The sequence below is a fragment of the Paenibacillus sp. FSL M7-0802 genome (genome assembly GCF_038004945.1).
In the GTDB taxonomy this organism is placed as follows: Bacteria; Bacillota; Bacilli; order Paenibacillales; family Paenibacillaceae; genus Paenibacillus; species Paenibacillus polymyxa_B.
In genome coordinates this window covers 2237259-2253319 of the sequence record NZ_JBBOSD010000001.1, presented here as the reverse complement: position 1 = coordinate 2253319, position 16061 = coordinate 2237259, and the positions used below count along the sequence as shown (strand labels likewise).

At 49.2% G+C, this 16061-nt stretch carries 15 protein-coding genes; 8 read left to right on the top strand and 7 right to left on the bottom strand.

Annotated elements, in window-relative coordinates:
• The first annotated feature begins 67 nt into the window (after positions 1–67).
• Entirely contained in the window at positions 68–814 is a 747-nt protein-coding gene (gene map / locus MHB54_RS10560) for a type I methionyl aminopeptidase (RefSeq protein ID WP_013308498.1), read from the top strand.
• Between the two features lie 319 nt (positions 815–1133).
• On the opposite strand, the gene MHB54_RS10555 is transcribed toward map, so the two are convergent.
• The 3 genes from MHB54_RS10555 to MHB54_RS10545 all read right to left on the bottom strand — a co-directional run bounded on the left by MHB54_RS10555 (position 1134) and on the right by MHB54_RS10545 (position 2409).
• Positions 1134–1631 (bottom strand): CcdC family protein, encoded by a 498-nt coding sequence (locus MHB54_RS10555; protein ID WP_023986735.1) that lies wholly within the window; start codon positions 1629–1631, stop codon positions 1134–1136.
• A 165-nt stretch (positions 1632–1796) separates the two neighbouring features.
• The gene (locus MHB54_RS10550; protein WP_053324504.1) at positions 1797–2273 is read right to left on the bottom strand and encodes a disulfide oxidoreductase; all 477 of its coding nucleotides are present in this window, start codon (positions 2271–2273) and stop codon (positions 1797–1799) included.
• Positions 2257–2409, bottom strand: coding sequence for a hypothetical protein (locus MHB54_RS10545; RefSeq protein WP_023986737.1), 153 nt, complete (start codon positions 2407–2409; stop codon positions 2257–2259). The genes MHB54_RS10550 and MHB54_RS10545 overlap by 17 nt, the downstream gene beginning before the upstream one ends.
• Before the next feature lie 99 nt (positions 2410–2508).
• Here MHB54_RS10545 and MHB54_RS10540 point away from each other — a divergent pair, with 99 nt between their 5' ends.
• Positions 2509–3135, top strand: a complete 627-nt coding sequence (locus MHB54_RS10540; protein ID WP_023986738.1) for a nitroreductase family protein — start codon at positions 2509–2511, stop codon at positions 3133–3135.
• 106 nt (positions 3136–3241) lie between these two features.
• Here MHB54_RS10540 and mprF read toward each other — a convergent pair whose 3' ends face one another.
• Positions 3242–5884 (bottom strand): bifunctional lysylphosphatidylglycerol flippase/synthetase MprF, encoded by a 2643-nt coding sequence (gene mprF, locus MHB54_RS10535; protein ID WP_023986739.1) that lies wholly within the window; start codon positions 5882–5884, stop codon positions 3242–3244.
• A 212-nt stretch (positions 5885–6096) separates the two neighbouring features.
• Here mprF and MHB54_RS10530 point away from each other — a divergent pair, with 212 nt between their 5' ends.
• The 3 genes from MHB54_RS10530 (at position 6097) to MHB54_RS10520 (ending at position 9583) form a co-directional block, all read left to right on the top strand.
• Positions 6097–6858: an AAA family ATPase gene (locus MHB54_RS10530; RefSeq protein ID WP_023986740.1), complete on the top strand. Its 762-nt coding sequence runs from the start codon at positions 6097–6099 to the stop codon at positions 6856–6858.
• 247 nt (positions 6859–7105) lie between these two features.
• Positions 7106–8308 carry an MFS transporter gene (locus MHB54_RS10525; protein ID WP_028541191.1) on the top strand — a complete coding sequence of 401 codons (1203 nt, stop codon included), beginning with the start codon at positions 7106–7108 and terminating at the stop codon, positions 8306–8308.
• A 222-nt stretch (positions 8309–8530) separates the two neighbouring features.
• Positions 8531–9583 (top strand): lactonase family protein, encoded by a 1053-nt coding sequence (locus MHB54_RS10520; protein ID WP_053324505.1) that lies wholly within the window; start codon positions 8531–8533, stop codon positions 9581–9583.
• Between the two features lie 119 nt (positions 9584–9702).
• On the opposite strand, the gene MHB54_RS10515 is transcribed toward MHB54_RS10520, so the two are convergent.
• Entirely contained in the window at positions 9703–10659 is a 957-nt protein-coding gene (locus tag MHB54_RS10515; RefSeq protein ID WP_023986743.1) for an ArsR/SmtB family transcription factor, read from the bottom strand.
• A gap of 271 nt (positions 10660–10930) precedes the next feature.
• Positions 10931–11896, bottom strand: a complete 966-nt coding sequence (locus MHB54_RS10510) for a hypothetical protein (protein ID WP_340981595.1) — start codon at positions 11894–11896, stop codon at positions 10931–10933.
• Positions 11897–12169: 273 nt separating this feature from the next.
• On the opposite strand from MHB54_RS10510, the gene MHB54_RS10505 reads away from it, so the two are divergent.
• Positions 12170–12802: an NAD(P)-dependent oxidoreductase gene (locus tag MHB54_RS10505; protein ID WP_023986745.1), complete on the top strand. Its 633-nt coding sequence runs from the start codon at positions 12170–12172 to the stop codon at positions 12800–12802.
• A 33-nt stretch (positions 12803–12835) separates the two neighbouring features.
• The gene (locus MHB54_RS10500; RefSeq protein ID WP_340981594.1) at positions 12836–14551 is read left to right on the top strand and encodes an NAD(P)H-hydrate dehydratase; all 1716 of its coding nucleotides are present in this window, start codon (positions 12836–12838) and stop codon (positions 14549–14551) included.
• Here MHB54_RS10500 and MHB54_RS10495 read toward each other — a convergent pair.
• On the bottom strand, positions 14535–15029 hold the full coding sequence (locus MHB54_RS10495) for a hypothetical protein (RefSeq protein WP_023986747.1): 495 nt from the start codon (positions 15027–15029) through the stop codon (positions 14535–14537). The two genes, MHB54_RS10500 and MHB54_RS10495, sit on opposite strands and share 17 nt — an antisense overlap.
• A 170-nt stretch (positions 15030–15199) precedes the next feature.
• Here MHB54_RS10495 and MHB54_RS10490 point away from each other — a divergent pair, with 170 nt between their 5' ends.
• Entirely contained in the window at positions 15200–16036 is an 837-nt protein-coding gene (locus MHB54_RS10490) for an HAD hydrolase-like protein (protein WP_023986748.1), read from the top strand.
• Positions 16037–16061: the final 25 nt, after the last annotated feature.

The following is a 16061-nucleotide window of genomic DNA, read 5'->3' as shown; positions in this document are numbered from 1 at the left end:
TACAATAGAAGCAGAAAAAAGAAGCAGTGAAAAGTGGAACGAACACGGAAAAGAAGGAGACCGTTTAATGATTATCATTAAAACCAAAGAACAAATTGAAAATATGAAAAAAGCTGGAGACATTTTGGCTGCTTGCCACCGGGAAATTGCCAAAATGATCAAGCCAGGCATTACGACACTGGAAATCGACGCTTTCGCAGAATCCTTTATGAAGAAGCATGGCGCAACACCGGAGCAAAAGGGCTATAACGGCTACCAGTTTGCAACATGTGGCTCACCTAACGATGTGATTTGCCACGGCTTTCCGAATAAGACACCGTTGAAGGACGGGGACATCGTGACGATCGACATGGTTGTGAATCTGAATGGCTGGCTGGCAGATTCCGCTTGGTCGTATGCGGTAGGTAATGTGTCTGAGCAGGCGCAAAAGCTGCTGGACGTTACCAAGGAATCACTGTATAAAGGGATTGAGCAAGCTGTTATCGGTAACCGGATCGGAGATATTTCCCATGCGATACAAACCTACGCGGAAGCGGAAGGCTTCTCGGTCGTACGCGAATTTATTGGGCACGGCATCGGGGAAGAGATGCATGAGCAACCGCAGGTTCCACATTACGGACCGCCGCACCGTGGACCACGCTTAAAAGAGGGCATGGTCATTACAATTGAGCCGATGCTCAACACAGGCACATACCGCAGTAAAATTGATGCGGACGGCTGGACCGCACGTACGTTGGACGGCGGCTTGTCTGCGCAATACGAGCATACGCTGGCCATTACAGCAGAGGGTCCGATCATTTTGACCCAGCAATAAAGGCAGGCATTCATCGGTAGCATACAGACTAACGGGTTGAATGAGCTAGACATGTTACAGAAAAAGGGGCTGTCCAGAGGACGGTCTCTTTTGCTATAAGCATCCGCTGCATGTCCGTTCCAGTCCCAGGCATGTTCAGGCAGATCGAATGCTGTACACTGCGAAGACAGAGGGATGCAATCGAGTAGCTCCTTTTTCCCGGAATGCATAATGTAGACCTGATAGACTAAAAGACCAAAAAGACACGGCTCCTGTTAGGAGAACGTGTCTTTTTGGTCTATACAGCAACATGCGAGCATGCATGTTAAAAACCTGTTTGTCAGATGCGAACTTCCGCCTCGTTCGGAACGAACTGACGATATTGGAAATACATACGAAGCCGCCAGTGTAACAAGGTCCCGAAGGCTAGGATGAAAAATAGCCCTGCTGTCTGCGGAATGGTAATGTAATGCTGAATAAATTCATGCAACAGCAATCGGATGATCAGCAGGCTGATCAGGATAAAAAAGAAGGTACGTGAGCGTTGCACGAAAACCAGCCCTTCTTGCAATTCAAATTTGGTGCTGCGGATCAACGGGTAAGAAAAAATAAACCAGCCGACCAGAAAAGCGCCTAGCGCCCAAAGCCAGGGAACCCGTACTTCCGGCACCACAAACATCATAAAACCGGTGCTCATGCCGAGCGGTGGGATGATGATTTTTTTGGCATTAATCGGGCGATGACCTGTCTTCATACGGATGAAAATAGCCGATATAGCGATTAAGATCATACCGAAGGTTGCGCCATATTGCAGCAATGGGGTGCTAATATGAAACATGGACTGGCCCCCTCTATAAGGAATATAAGCGTTATTGGACAGACTGCAAACCTTTTACATTATAGCACATATGCAATGGATATATTTAGTTACAGTCTTTCCTTGGGCAAGCGGATTATACGCCTCTTGGTGGTAACGGGTCCTATAATTAGGTCTCTTTCATACTTATGCGAGTTCCTTTGCTTGTACCTCTCCTTGAGCTGATTTTTTCTCCTGACGCATAATATAACCCATGGCTGCAATAATAAGGATAAAGGCGATCAGTGCGAGAAAAGGAATGGTGATAAAATCGAACCAGTTCAGGTAATCCTGTTCACAGGATACTCTGCCGCAGGAAGTTGAAGTTTGCGCAGCTGCTTTGGCGGCTGCATGGATGCGCTGAATGATAAAATGATAGGCCGAAATCGCGCCTCCAATGATAGCCAACGGCATGACGTAACGACGTATCCCCGAATCTCCTCGAAAATATGCAATTCCGAGCAGAAGGGTCAGGGGATACATCAGAATGCGCTGAAACCAGCACAGCTTACAAGGCTCATACCCCAAAATCTCGCTGAGATACAGACTGCCCAAAGTTGCCACACAAGCTACAACCCAGGCGGCAAACAAAGCAATATCCGTTTTTTTAAACGATCCAATCATAGTAACGCTCCTTTTTTAATTCAAATGAGAACAAAATGAACTCACCCGTGTCTTGTCCCATCGGCAGACATATGCCGATATGCATGTCTTTATCCGTATTGTACTGTATTTTGAGTGCAGGGTCATACTTAAACATATTGACATCATTCACTATCATTTTTATAATTGCAGTAGTTTGGGAAGTTAATGAGGATTCAAGTTAGATATATATTAAGAAATTAGGAGAGTGCCTAGAATGTCGAGCAGTCCAAAAAATGAAACTCTATCTACTATTAGTGAAAGACACGCGGTAAAGAGCTATGTTAAGGATTTTAAATTGCCAGAGGAAGATTTGGAGGCTATTTTGACTGCCGCGATAGAAGCTCCTTCCGCTTGGAACCTTCAACATTGGAAATTCCTTGTCATCGAAAGCGAAGCGGACAAGCAAAAATTGCTACCTATCGCCTACAATCAGGGTCAAGTAGTGGAAAGTTCCGTTACGATTGCTGTATTGGGTGATTTGGAAGCAAACCGTAACACCGTCATTTATGATCAAGCGGTAGAAGCAGGCGCACTGCCAGCGGAAATCCGTGACGCATTGGTAGGTCAAATCAACGGCGCGTACCAAAACCCGCAAGTAGCTCGCGATGCCGCCATCCTGAACTCTGCTTTTGCAGCACAAAACATTATGCTGGCTGCTAAATCTCTGGGCTACGACACTTGCGCAATGGGCGGTTTCATTCCAGCACAATTGATCGAGCAATTCAATATTCCGGCACGTTACCTGCCAACCCTGCTTATTAGCGTAGGTAAGGCACAAGTACCAGCACGTCCATCAGGACGTTTTCCACTGTCTGAAGTTGTTGTAAAAGGTAGCTTCTAAGAAGATTTGTGAATGTAAAAGGGTGTTCCTGCAACCGTTCGTGGTTGGGGAACACCCTTTTTTACGTCGTGTTAGGCTGTCAAAAGCCTTTTGGTTAGCCCTTTGTTTAGTCCGAGCGTTTGGACACGAGATATACCAGCTCCAGCGTCAGGATCGGTAGAAAGACAGAAGCCGGATAGGCCAGATAACGCGGCTCCCATTGCGGCTTGAACTTATCCTTAAAGCGCCGAAGCCCCTGAAAGCCGTAAAAATGTCCCCCGTATTGAAAAACAAGTCGAGCCAGCTTTTCCTCGCGCAATGCCTTTTCACTTTGTCCTACCTGGGACAGCGGTGCCATTCCCAGATTAAATGTCGTATATCCACTCTCCTTGGCCCACTCAATGACCCGTGTGAATAAATAATCCATCGTGCCATTTGGTGTGTCAGGCAAGTGGCGCATCAGGTCAATGGAGACCGTCCGTCCATGATCATAGGCAGGGGCCATCGTAGCGAAAGCGATGACCTTCCCTTCAGAGTCCTTTAGCAATGCAATCGGAGCCAACTGAAGATAGGGCTCTTTGAACCAGCCGAGTGAATATCCCTTCTCCTTGCGCCCGTCCAGCCAAATATTCGAAACATGTCGCATCTCCTCAATCAGTGACGCCTCTAGAGGAGGTTGGATGATTTCGAACGAGTAGCCATCGCGGTCAAAGCGGTTTTTGGCGCTGCGTAGCGCTTGATTGCTTTTGCCCGTCAGTGTAAAGGATTCCAGCGGCACCAGTGCTTCCTCGCCCAGTTTGAAAAAGCGATAGCCGTTCTCGTGATAGATGGACAAATACTCCGGTGATGCCTGATAAAATACAGCCGTTAACGCATACCGATCTGCGAACCGCTGAAATTCCTGAATCGCTTCACTCACGCGTTCTTTTGGACCGAGTGGGTCACCTAATACAATCAGTTTGTCCCGACTGCGAGCATAGGGAATGACGACCTGTTCATTTTTGGTCCAATACAGATATTTATCGCCCAGAAAAAGCATGTGGGAAACGAGATTACCACCCTGTCGTTCCAAAAATTCTTTTAGCTTATCCAGCTCCTGCGCGTCGGGTAGATTGCTGATACCACGCTGAGGCCGAAGAAAGAAGTACACCGTCAGGAATACCCATGCCAAAATCAGACTAAACACGGCAGTAACTCCGTAATCGCTGCGGTTCATAAAAAAGTCCAGATGGACCTTGGCGTGCAAATGGCGCATAAACGGAGTATTGGAGCCTGCCCCAATGATAAAATAAGCCCCAGTTACGAGTAGAGATAATCCGCCCCATATTAAAATATTGTGCCGATTCAGTGGTGCACTGACCCGATAAAACCGCGAGCGCGAGATCCATAGCATTAACGCCACGAATAGTAGGAATAAGGCTTCTTCAAAATCCAGACCTTTAATGAAGGTGAAAATGGCGCCGGCCAGCAGCAGTATCAATGTCAGTCGTAATGCTCTGCGAATACGCAGAGAGATTCCGTGGGACAGGACGACAAGCATAATCCCGATGATGACTGAGATTTCATGCGACAAGCGCATGACGGGCAGGCTGAGCAAATGCTCAGCAAAACGGAGCCGATATAACAGACCTGGCGTAGCTGCCGACAAAAGAAGCACCACGCCGGAGATGAGTACCAGCTTACCAAGCGCCCATACTCCTAGATCTGCCAAAAACCGGAATTGACCAGGCCAGCCCCATACCTTCTGCCACGCATTAAGGGAGTAGTCCCAGCCGGTCTCAGCTAGCTGATTCAGGCGCTCGTTACGCGGAATCATTTCCAGCGCGGCTAATACCAAGCCGATGAGCCACGGGATGATGTAATAAAAGACACGAAAGACCAGCAGCACAGCCAGTGCCCGATCTGAGTTGGCTCCCGCCATTTGCAGCCCGAGCAGGGCAATGATGTCGAATGCCCCGACCCCTCCGGGTGCAAGACTGATCAACCCAGCAATCGCGGCTATCACATAAATGCCGAACACAGCATGCATCGGCAGTTCATGGAGCAAGTGCGAGCCGATCCATGCAAAGGTAAGGCCAGCTAACAGCCACTCCAGCAGGGAAGCACTGATGGAAGCGGAGATGGTGGACCAGGAAAGCTGTCCTTCTCCCTTGTTGAACCATGTGGAGTACCGTTTGGAGCGCTGCATGATCAGAAATAGCGGCAGGTACAATGCCATTCCCCACAGCGCCCAATGAAGCCACGGATGAGCATCCAGTACAGGCTGTACCGGATACAGATGGACAATGGCTCCCCAAGCCAGCAAAGATAGTCCGGTAATGACGACTGGCGAAAGAAATACGACCGCAGAGGTGATGACACCCAACGGCACCCCGCTTTTTTTATACAGCACTGTGCGAAGTCCCGCTCCTGTAAAGCCTGCAAAACCAAAGACATTATTGAAGGTATTGGAGATCCAGGCATAGCGAAATGTCGTTCCAGGCTTGACCTGAAGCTTGAAATGATGCCTGATTACGTAATCGTATGCGCTCATAGCCGCCACGGCAGCTAGTGAGAACAAGCCAATCTCGATCAGAAAGGTGGCATCCATTCGCCGCAGCTCATGAAGCATACGCGCCAGATTAAAGTCTTTTAGTTCTCGTCCGGCCTCCCATATAATAAAAGCCAGTACAGCCAGTGGTAGCAGAATACGTGTCAATCGTTGCCTGTAGACGGTCATCACGAACTGTACGATTTTAAAGGATTGAATCGGTTTGTGATTAGATTTCATAGATTCACCTGCTTGGAAAAGAATGAGATGTACACGGAATGAAGTGCTTAGATTTCATGCCCGATGAACATTACTATATATTATACCTGTAATAATCGTTTGAATAACAACAGAAGGGTTACGAAATGGGGTTTCAGTTTGATTGCTGTAAATAATTCCAATATAATAATGGAAAACCTAGTGAATTGCTTGGCAATGGAGCTGAACTGGACATGAGTATATGGGATCGTAATCTTTTTATACGTCGCCTGGAGCTGATATGGCCTCCAGATGCTGACAAGAGCCAATATCCGTTTAACTTAAAAGCCTTACACCAGTGGAATGAACTTAAATTCCATCCTTCCGTTACCTATATTATTGGAGAAAACGGTGTAGGTAAATCGACGCTTATGGAGGCAATCGCGGTCGCGTGGGGATTTAATCCAGAGGGCGGTACTAAAAATTTTAATTTTTCTACACAAGCCACGCATTCCTCACTGCATGAGCATATCCGGCTGGTGAGAGGGATAGAAAAGCCGAGGGATGGCTTCTTTTTCCGGGCGGAAAGCTACTATAATGTGGCGACTCATATCGACGAGCTGGATCGCGAAGGTGGAGGCCCACCTATTCGAAACTCCTACGGAGGCAAATCGCTGCATGAGCAGTCGCATGGCGAGTCTTTTTTTGCTGCCTTTGTGCATCGGTTTGGAGGACAAGGATTGTATATTTTGGATGAACCGGAGGCTGCGTTATCGCCTTTGCGCCAGATGGCCATGCTTGCACGGATTCACGAGCTGGTGCAGCAGGGCTCACAGTTTATCATTTCTACTCATTCCCCCATTTTGATGGCGTATCCAGATTCCATCTTGTATCATCTGACACATGAAGGGATCGACATCCGGACACTGGAGGAAACCGATCATTTTATCATCACCAAGCAATTTCTGAATAACAAGGAAAAGATGATACAGGAGCTATTCGAAGATCCACAATAGGGATCGTAGGGACCGCCAGACCGTTCGAGAAATTCACCCTGGTCGTTCGTATGAGAGGGACAACATCGCCATTTCAGGTTGTTCCTTTTTGCTGTCCTGTCAAAGGAAAGATTCAGGGTTATCGGAAGTATTTTATGATTGTTATTTGTCTCTCGCTCTATTAATATAATGAAGAGTTTTGCTGAAATGGTTGCAAAATAAGATTTTCGTATACGAAATAAAGAACCTGAGGAGGACAAAACGCAACATGTCAGATTCACAACAGTTGAAAATGGGACCGCTGGTCATTTTGATGATTAATATGTTTATTGCCATGCTGGGAATTGGCCTCATTATTCCGATCCTCCCTAAGTTTATGAGCTCCTTGGGAGGCAGTGGTGAAACGGGTGGTTATTTGGTTGCTGTGTTTGGCTTAACCCAATTCCTGTTTTCGCCGCTAGCGGGAGAATGGTCCGATAAATACGGACGTAAAAAAATGATTATTATCGGTTTGGTAATCATGACGGCTTCTTCTGTATTGTTTGCTATTGGGGAATCGTTGACCACATTGTATATCTCCCGTTTACTGGGTGGTGCAGGGGCAGCCTTTATGATTCCTCCGATGATGGCCTATATTGCTGACATTACAACGGTCCACAATCGCGGTAGAGGAATGGGGCTGTTGGGTGCCGCCATGTCTCTTGGCTTTGTGATCGGTCCTGGTGTGGGCGGTTTGCTGGCAGATATCTCGATTCGTACGCCCTTGTATGTTTCGGCGGCCGTATCGGGCGTAGCTGCACTGATTTCCTTGATTATGCTACCCGAAACCTTATCGCTGGAAAAACAGTTGAAGTTTCGGAATGTCAAGGCCAAACGGGACAATGTGATTAAACAGTTTGCCCTTTCTTTCCGCAAGCCTTACTTTATGCTACTGATTATGATATTCACGTTAACCTTTGGACTGACACATTTTGAAACGATGTTTCCTTTCTTTGTGACGGGGAAGTTTCATTATAATGAGCGTGATATTGCTATCATTATTACCGTAGGTGCACTGGTCGGAACCGTGATTCAAGCTGTGGTAATCAGTCCGATGTTAAACCGTTTTGGCGAAAAAGGTGTCATCATCGGTTCCTTTCTGTTTTCGGCGATTTCCCTTGTGCTTATGCTGCTCTCTGGCAACTTTTATTATGTACTCGGGGTATCGCTCATCTTCTTTACCGCTACGTCGTTGCTTCGGCCAGCCATTAATACTGCTTTATCCAAAATGGCGGGGGATGAGCAGGGAGTTGCAGCTGGCATGAACAATGCTTATATGAGTATTGGTAATATTCTAGGACCTGCGCTTGCGGGTACATTGTTCGAGGTGCATATCAATTTGCCATACATTTTTGGGGCAGCCATTCTCATTCTTAGTTTGGGTCTGGCTGTAAAATGGAAAAGCAGAGATACGCAAACCACAGCGGTTTAATGTTGTTCTTTTCGTGAAATTAGTCTCTTTTGGTGTGAACTGTGACGTTCTTGTGAACCGCAGATGGCGCCGAAGGAGGCTATTTTTTTTGCATACATCGCGAAACGTTAATGAAACGACAGAAACTTGGGTAATAATGCATGATGAGTTTACAACAAGACAAATAGTAGAGCTAAAAGCCAGATAATATGTAAAAAAACAGCTAGAAGGAGATGAGAGCCGATGGAAGAGCGGAATGAGCAGTTATTTTATACAGGAACTTATGCGTCTCGTCAGGAAAGAGGAATATATGTATGTGCTTTGCGTGTGACCAATGGTGATCTGCGCATTGTTGGAGGTGTGGAAGGAATGGAGAGGCCTTCTTTTCTCGCTCTACACCCGGATGGGACGAAGCTGTATGCTGCCAGTGAAACAGAAGGAGGCGAGCTGTATGCGTATCAGGTGAATACCCAGACGGGGGAATTACATCCTTTGGATCGAAAAGGGACGGAGGGAGCGCATACTTGCTATGTTTCCGTAACAACCGATGGACGATATGTGCTGGCTTCTAACTATTCAGGCGGCAATGCCGTTGTGTTCCCTGCGACGGAAGCAGGAGGATTAGGAGACATGTCGGGGCAAGTTCAGCATACCGGCTCAGGTATTCGCCAGGACCGCCAGGATGCGGCACATCCGCATTCGATTATTCCAGATCCTTCAGGACAGTATGCCATGGTATGTGATCTGGGACTGGACCAGATTGTGGTATACCGTTTGACAGAGGATGGAAAACTGGTGACCCATCGTGAGACAGATTTGCCACCCGGTTCTGGACCGCGTCATCTGGTTTTTCATCCTTCGCGTCCATATGCTTTTGTCGCCAATGAGTTGAACAATACAGTCGCTGTGTTTAGTTATAACGAACGTAATGGTGAGCTTACATTGCTGCAAAGCCTGTCCACACTGCCAGAAGGCATTATAGATGTAGAAAATACAGCAGCCGATATTCGGATTACGCCCTGTGGACGCTTTTTGTATGTGTCAAACCGCGGCCATGATAGCATCGTGCTATACCATGTCGATCTGGACAGCGGCAAGCTGAAGGTGGTTGAATGGGTGGAAACCTTCGGCAGCACACCGCGTAACTTCAACATCTTGTCCGGTTATCTGGTAGTAGCGAATCAGGATGGAAACAACATCGTATCCTTTGCCATCCATAGTGAGGATGGACGGCTGACCCGAACGGGATATGTGCTGGAGGTTCCTTCACCTGTATGTATTGAACCTGTTCGCTAATCGGATAGCATGTGGCAAAAGAGTACGATATAAGTGGATGAAAAATAAAACACGGCGCTTTGTTTCCCATGAAAGGCATGGGCCAAACGCCGTGTTCAGGTCTTGAAGTGGTCTAAAAGCTATTTGCTGCTATCGCCAGCTTCTACCGCTACTGTTTTGGCATGATTTTCTGTATGTTTGTAGTACAAACGGAACAGGATATCCTGATTGTAGTTACCGAATCCGGTACCGAACAGGGTAACCCCTCCAACATGCTGGGCATCATCCAATATGGCAATGCGGAATTTCCATTGCTTCTGATCAATCAGCACTTGGCTTAAAGTCACGTCGGATATTTGCTTGCCATCCATAAAGGTACCTTCGGAGGTAACGCGAAGTCTTTTAAGGAGACCATATTGATTGATAAAATCAGGCCACCATGCAGGTGTGTATTTACCACGGTTATCCCCGAAATCCCCTGGGCTGGTCCATGTACCCAAATTCACATCATTTAGGAAAAAAGTGATATCTGAAGGCCAATTATCATTGGTAAAAGGGGCCTCGGATGATAGTTCCATCGAAATTTCCAGTTCCTCAGCTTTTTGGCTGGACAGTAGGAAATTTGGCACCTTATAATCCATATATCCCTGGCTAAACCACAGAATTTTGGAATTGAAGCGCTCAGGGTCCAAGAATGAACGAGGCTCATCGAATTCACCAATGATCTTTTCGACGGTAGCCAGTCCGCAGGTCGCCTGTATTTCAAAATCTGTAAAGTGTCCGACAGAAATCTCCGTCTGATGGAATTGTCGTACATCCTGCTGATAGCGTGGCATGGCGATTTCAATTTTGTCTGTAGCCAGTGAGCACACTTTCTGTACCCCGCCTCGTCCAGGCAGCATTTTGGTCGAAATAATGGACGCTCTCTCCAGTTTCTTGACATGCATCGTCATAATCGCACTGCTGAGCCCCAACGCTTCCGCCAGCTCACGTATATTCATAGGCTTCTCCGCAAGCAGAACAATCATGTTTAGCCGAACCTCACTGGCCAGCGCTTCATAAACGGGAAGTGATTTTTCAGAAATGTCCAGTTGCATAGTTCCTCCAATTCTAACGCACATCATAAATTGATGGTAGTTTAACATATATGGATTTTTTTCAATAATCATACATAAAAAACGATATGATTTACATTTATATAAACAATATACCCTTTCCTTGATCACTGGCACAAGCCTAACCCCTCAAAAAGCCGGAAATTGTTCAAAAAACAGGACACCCCATGAACTCTTTCTTTGTTGTTGGGATGTCCTGTGATGGTATGTGATTTGCAGGGTGGATACGGGATAGAGTCATGTGCCATTGGTGTTAGGACCGGATATGTTCTTCTGCCAAAGAAGAGTCAGCCGTTTTATCTTTATCTGCTGTGTGTAAATCCTGATGTTGAGAAGCATCTGCCTTGATCAAGCCGGGGTGACCAACATAAGGACGATCACTGCGCGAGCGGCCTCGGGTAAGTCGGAAGCCAATCAAGAACAGCACAAGCTGAACAGCCAGTATGTAGGGAGACGCTTCCGGTCCGATCCATTGAAACAGAGCGACAGCGGCGATCACCATGCACAACAGGCTTGTTGGAAAATGGGATGCCGTCACGTCCAGATCATTTTGCCTGCGCAGGGTCATCAGCCGGTATACATACAGTAGGGCGATCAAGCCAGAAACGAACCTCATCCATGCACACCCTATGAGCCATGAGGCAGATTGTACAGTGTCGGGCAGACTAACATCGACATGGCTGGAGGCTATCAGTTCCACAACCAGCCTTGAGACCAACCAGACGATTCCTGTCAGCGCCAACGGACCAGCTGCTGGACGTAATAGCTTCCACAATGCTGTTCCCCAGCCCGGAGCATGAGATTCCAGCAGAACCAGACGCCGTTCCTCGATGAGTTTGTTCATTTCACGCTCCAGTGATTTGAGAAGCAATTCTCTGCGGAACGTATCACACTCCCGAAGGGATGCTTGAACCTGCTCTTGAAGGTGAGGGGTCAAATAGGGAGCAGCTTTGGCTTCCTGAAGAGCGTGGATGAGTCCGTTCTGGTACTGCTTTTCGCTGTTATTGAACCCATTCTGGGTAGCGGTTTGGAGACAACCAGCTAATCGTCCATAGATACGCAGCGATTCCTGTAATTCTTCCAGCCGCTGCTGACGCGAATTTCGAAGCTGGGCTGCACTGTGAACATACAGCCATACCAGCAAAGATAACGCCAGCAGGAAGGCAATCAGACCGGGTGAGATATATGCGACTAACGCCGCGAAGTCCGTCGGGGACACCCGCAATCCCTCCTTCCATTGTTCTTTCTACACTATTGCACAGACTACACAGGCATTTCAAGGGCTTGTATACCTTTGACCAGGATATATGAAGTATTTTTTGGTAAAATAGACAAGATACAAGCAGGAGGGTAGATTCGGTATGGATAAAAATATAAAAATTGCAACAGAAGATCATGAGACATCGAATCGATATCTTGCACGGGTTTAAGCTGGAGATAAAACGGATAAATAACAGTAAGTAAATTATAGACAGGAAGAAGGCATATTTATATGAAAGTTATTATTTTTGGAGCAACTGGAACCATTGGTCAAGCGTTAGTAAAGGAAGCAATCAAGCGCAAGTATGAAGTGACAGCAGCGGTCCGCGACCCCCAACGTGTGACGGAGCGAAGTGAATACTTGACGGTGGTTCAAGCAGATATTCTAAATCCGAATTCCGTTACGGAAGTGGCCAAAGGGCACGATGCTATCATTAGCGCGTACGGTCCCAAGTTTGGAGAAGAGGAAGAACTGCTCGAAGCGACTCGTTCTTTGCTGGAAGGAACCCGGCGTTCCGGCGCGGAGCGCATACTTGTCGTTGGCGGAGCGGGAAGTCTGAAAACAGAAAACGGTGAACGCCTCATGGATACCGCCGAGTTTCCGGAGGAAGTGAAGCCGCTGGCGGCTGCCCATGCAGATGCACTGGAGCTGTACCGCGCTGCGGATGTAGACTGGACCTATTGTAGTCCTGCCGGAATGATTGAATCGGGAAAACGTACAGGACAGTTCCGTATTGGCTTGGATCATTTGGTGGTTGACGAATTAGGCCATAGCCGTATCTCGGTCGAAGATTATGCGGTAGCCCTGATTGATGAGTTAGTAGAAGGGGAATTTGTCAATTCCCGTTTTACAGTCGGGTATTAATAAGCAGGGATAGCCATATGGGAGGCGAAAAGCATGTATATGGTGACCGCCGAAGAAATGCGGCAATTGGATCGGTACACAATTGACAGGCTGGGTATCCCGGCCCTTACGTTGATGGAAAATGCCGGGTGCGCGGTAGCTGACGAGGTATTGAAGCTATGTGCCGAGAGAAGTGGGAAGAGCAATGGCGGCTTCTCAGTAGGCACTTCTGATCTAACACGTGGGGTTGAGTGTGCTGAAGTGTTAGGGCCGCAGTGGGCAGAAGAGGTTACACATACAGGGCCGGGGGATATACCGGGACATGGCGGTGTTATACGGACAGAGTCGTGGAGTCAAGGACGACATGACTTACGGGAACGAGAACACTGGTATATCCTCGTAGGTAAAGGCAACAACGGTGGTGACGGACTGGTAGTAGCCCGCCATCTAACGGATGCAGGGCTGCGCGTCACCGTTGTGTACGTCGAGCCGCCAGACACGCTGCGCGGTGAAGCGGCTGCGCAGCGCGACATCATCGTGGCTCTGGGTATCCCGGTGATCCTCTATGGCCGGGATACCCTGGACCTGCGCGGCGCCTCCGGCATCGTCGATGCCCTGCTGGGCACGGGCACGCAAGGCCCGCCGCGCGAACCCTACGCCTCGCTGATCCGCGAGGCCAATGCCAGCGGCGTGCCGCTCGTGTCGGTAGACGTGCCTAGCGGCCTCGACGCCGACACAGGTACGCTGCACGAGCCGTGCATTCGTGCGCGCGTCACCGTATGCCTCGCCTACTTGAAGCGTGGGCTCGTCCAATATCCGGGCGCCGGGACTGCAGGCGATGTGGTGGTACGCTACATCGGTATTCCACCCGGCCTTGCACGTGAGTGTGGCGTGCAGCTGCGGCTCTTGACCCGTGACACGCTGCGCGCTGCACTGGATGTGGATGTAAGCCGCAGCCGCGTGCCGGACGGGCACAAGGGCACCTACGGCCATGTTCTCGTCGCGGCCGGAAGCCTGCGCATGAGCGGCGCGGGCTTGCTGGCCGCACGTGCCGCTCTGCGCATCGGCAGCGGCCTTGTCACGTGGGCGGTGCCCGAGGCGTTGTTGCCGCGCGTCATTGGCGCCGCGCCGGAACTGATGCTCGCTGCCGCAGCAGCAGGCGGAGACGGCGAATGGAATGCCGACTCCGCAGACGAGCTGCTACAGCTCGCGCAGGCACGTGATGTGCTGGCCGTCGGCCCCGGCCTCGGCCGCTTTGCAGGGGACACCGGCTGGCTGCGCCGCCTGTGGGAAGAATACGGCGGTCCGCTCGTGCTTGATGCGGACGCCTTGAACATCCTCGCCTCGGCGGGGCCTGAGCTGGAGGCTTGGAAGCCGAGAAGTGCGGCGGTCGTACTAACGCCGCACCCCGGTGAAATGGCTCGTCTGCTGGGCATACCGACAGCAGAGGTGCAGCGTGACCGCATCACCCATGCCCGGGAGTACGCCCGAACACGTGGGGTCACGCTGGTGCTCAAAGGAGCGCGCACTGTCATCGCTTGTCCCGACGGAACAGCCTACGTCAATACCACAGGCCATGCTGGGATGGCGACAGGCGGTGCGGGCGATGTGCTGACAGGCATCATCGCAGGTTTGCTGGCCCAGGGTCTGAATGCTGCGCAGGCAGCAGCCTTTGGCGTGTATCTGCATGGTGCGGCTGGAGAAACAGCCGCACGTCATCGCCAGCATCCTGCCTCTGTGATAGCTGGCGACATTATTGAAGCCCTATAGGCCATAGCAGCAGTGGCAGGAGGAAGGCCAGCATGATCTGTAATCCATATTCACGGTTCAGCCAGTACCTTCCTCCATAATACAGGAGTGTAATCCCTGCACCTGCTATGCCGTTGCTCCATGAAATGCCCGTTCCGGCAGGCGACATCAAAGAACCTAGCAGGAGAAAGACACTGAATCCTGCAGCGAGGTATAGGGTGAGCTGCTCGGGCTTACGAAGCCAGGGTAAAAGATCGCGTAGCGCATCAGCGGCAAGAGCGGCAGGAAGGGCAAAACCATAGGCCCACAGCTGCGCGGTCAGTTCACCACTATTGCCTGCTATAGTCAGAGGAATTCCTGTTATTTCCTCTGTCAGATAGCAGTAGACCCATAAGAGACCAAAAACCAATCCTCCACAGGCCAGTTTATTCAGCGCATAACAACCAAGCTCCATCCGCCAAGGCATTTTGGAATTAAATTCATTCCAAGGCTGTCTCATGTTGCGACTCCTCCTCTTATCACACTCGGTATTCATAACCAATCAAGGAATTTATTTTCAATTACAATCCGCTTACCGTTTACGACACTTCAGTTTACGTTAGCTGTGTATCATGTTCCTAAGCAAAATAAAGATTGCGGATAGCCGCGGTACGGAAAGGCGGGGATTGCATGATACAGGCGGTTATTTTTAATCTCGAAAGTACATTGTTAGACCCCGGAGGACGAGGCTTAACCCAGGGAATGCGTGACATTTTCAGATGGAAAGGTATACAGGTAACTGAAGAACAGGTGTCTCATGGGCGAGGAATGCCGATCCGGGATCATATTGCGAATGTGCTGGGACTTTCAGAGGTTCGGAAAAAATGGCTGGAGTGCTTTGGTGCGCATCCTGGCAGAGCGGATATTGAGCATATTTATCTTGAGCTTGTCCCTGTTCTCCGCTCCTTGATCCAAGGGGCTGAGCCTGCTATCGGTATAGACAGGGCGCTGCAGGAGTTGCAGGATCGTCGCATTCAGTCAGGCGCCACTGCATCCTGTCCGATGGAAATGCTCAGTCACAAGTTTACGCCTGCACAGTCACCCTATACGTTGGATTGTATGGTAGCCCCTTGTGAAGTTTCGCAGGGGAGGCCTTATCCGTGGATGATCTATGAAATTGCACATCGCTTGCAGGTATTCCCACTTAGCGATATTGTGAAAGTAGGAGATACAGTAGCCGATATGCAAGAGGGACGGAACGCCGGTGTATGGACGATTGGTGTGTTGAACCATAACGAAAGCGTGACGACCGCAGCTCAAACGACCAGCCATGAAGCGGATGACAGAGTGGCTGAGGAACGGCGCAGACAGAGTGTATATGGTTTGAAAAGGGCAGGAGCCCACATCGTGATGAACTCGGTCGCTGACTTGCCGCGTATTTTGCGTGAAATCGAAATGCTCCAGCATACGGGAGGCTATCCTTCTTATACGAAACAGGTGAAAACAGCCGCGCTACCTCCATCATAAGAACAGGTATGAGTCTGGAGTGCTT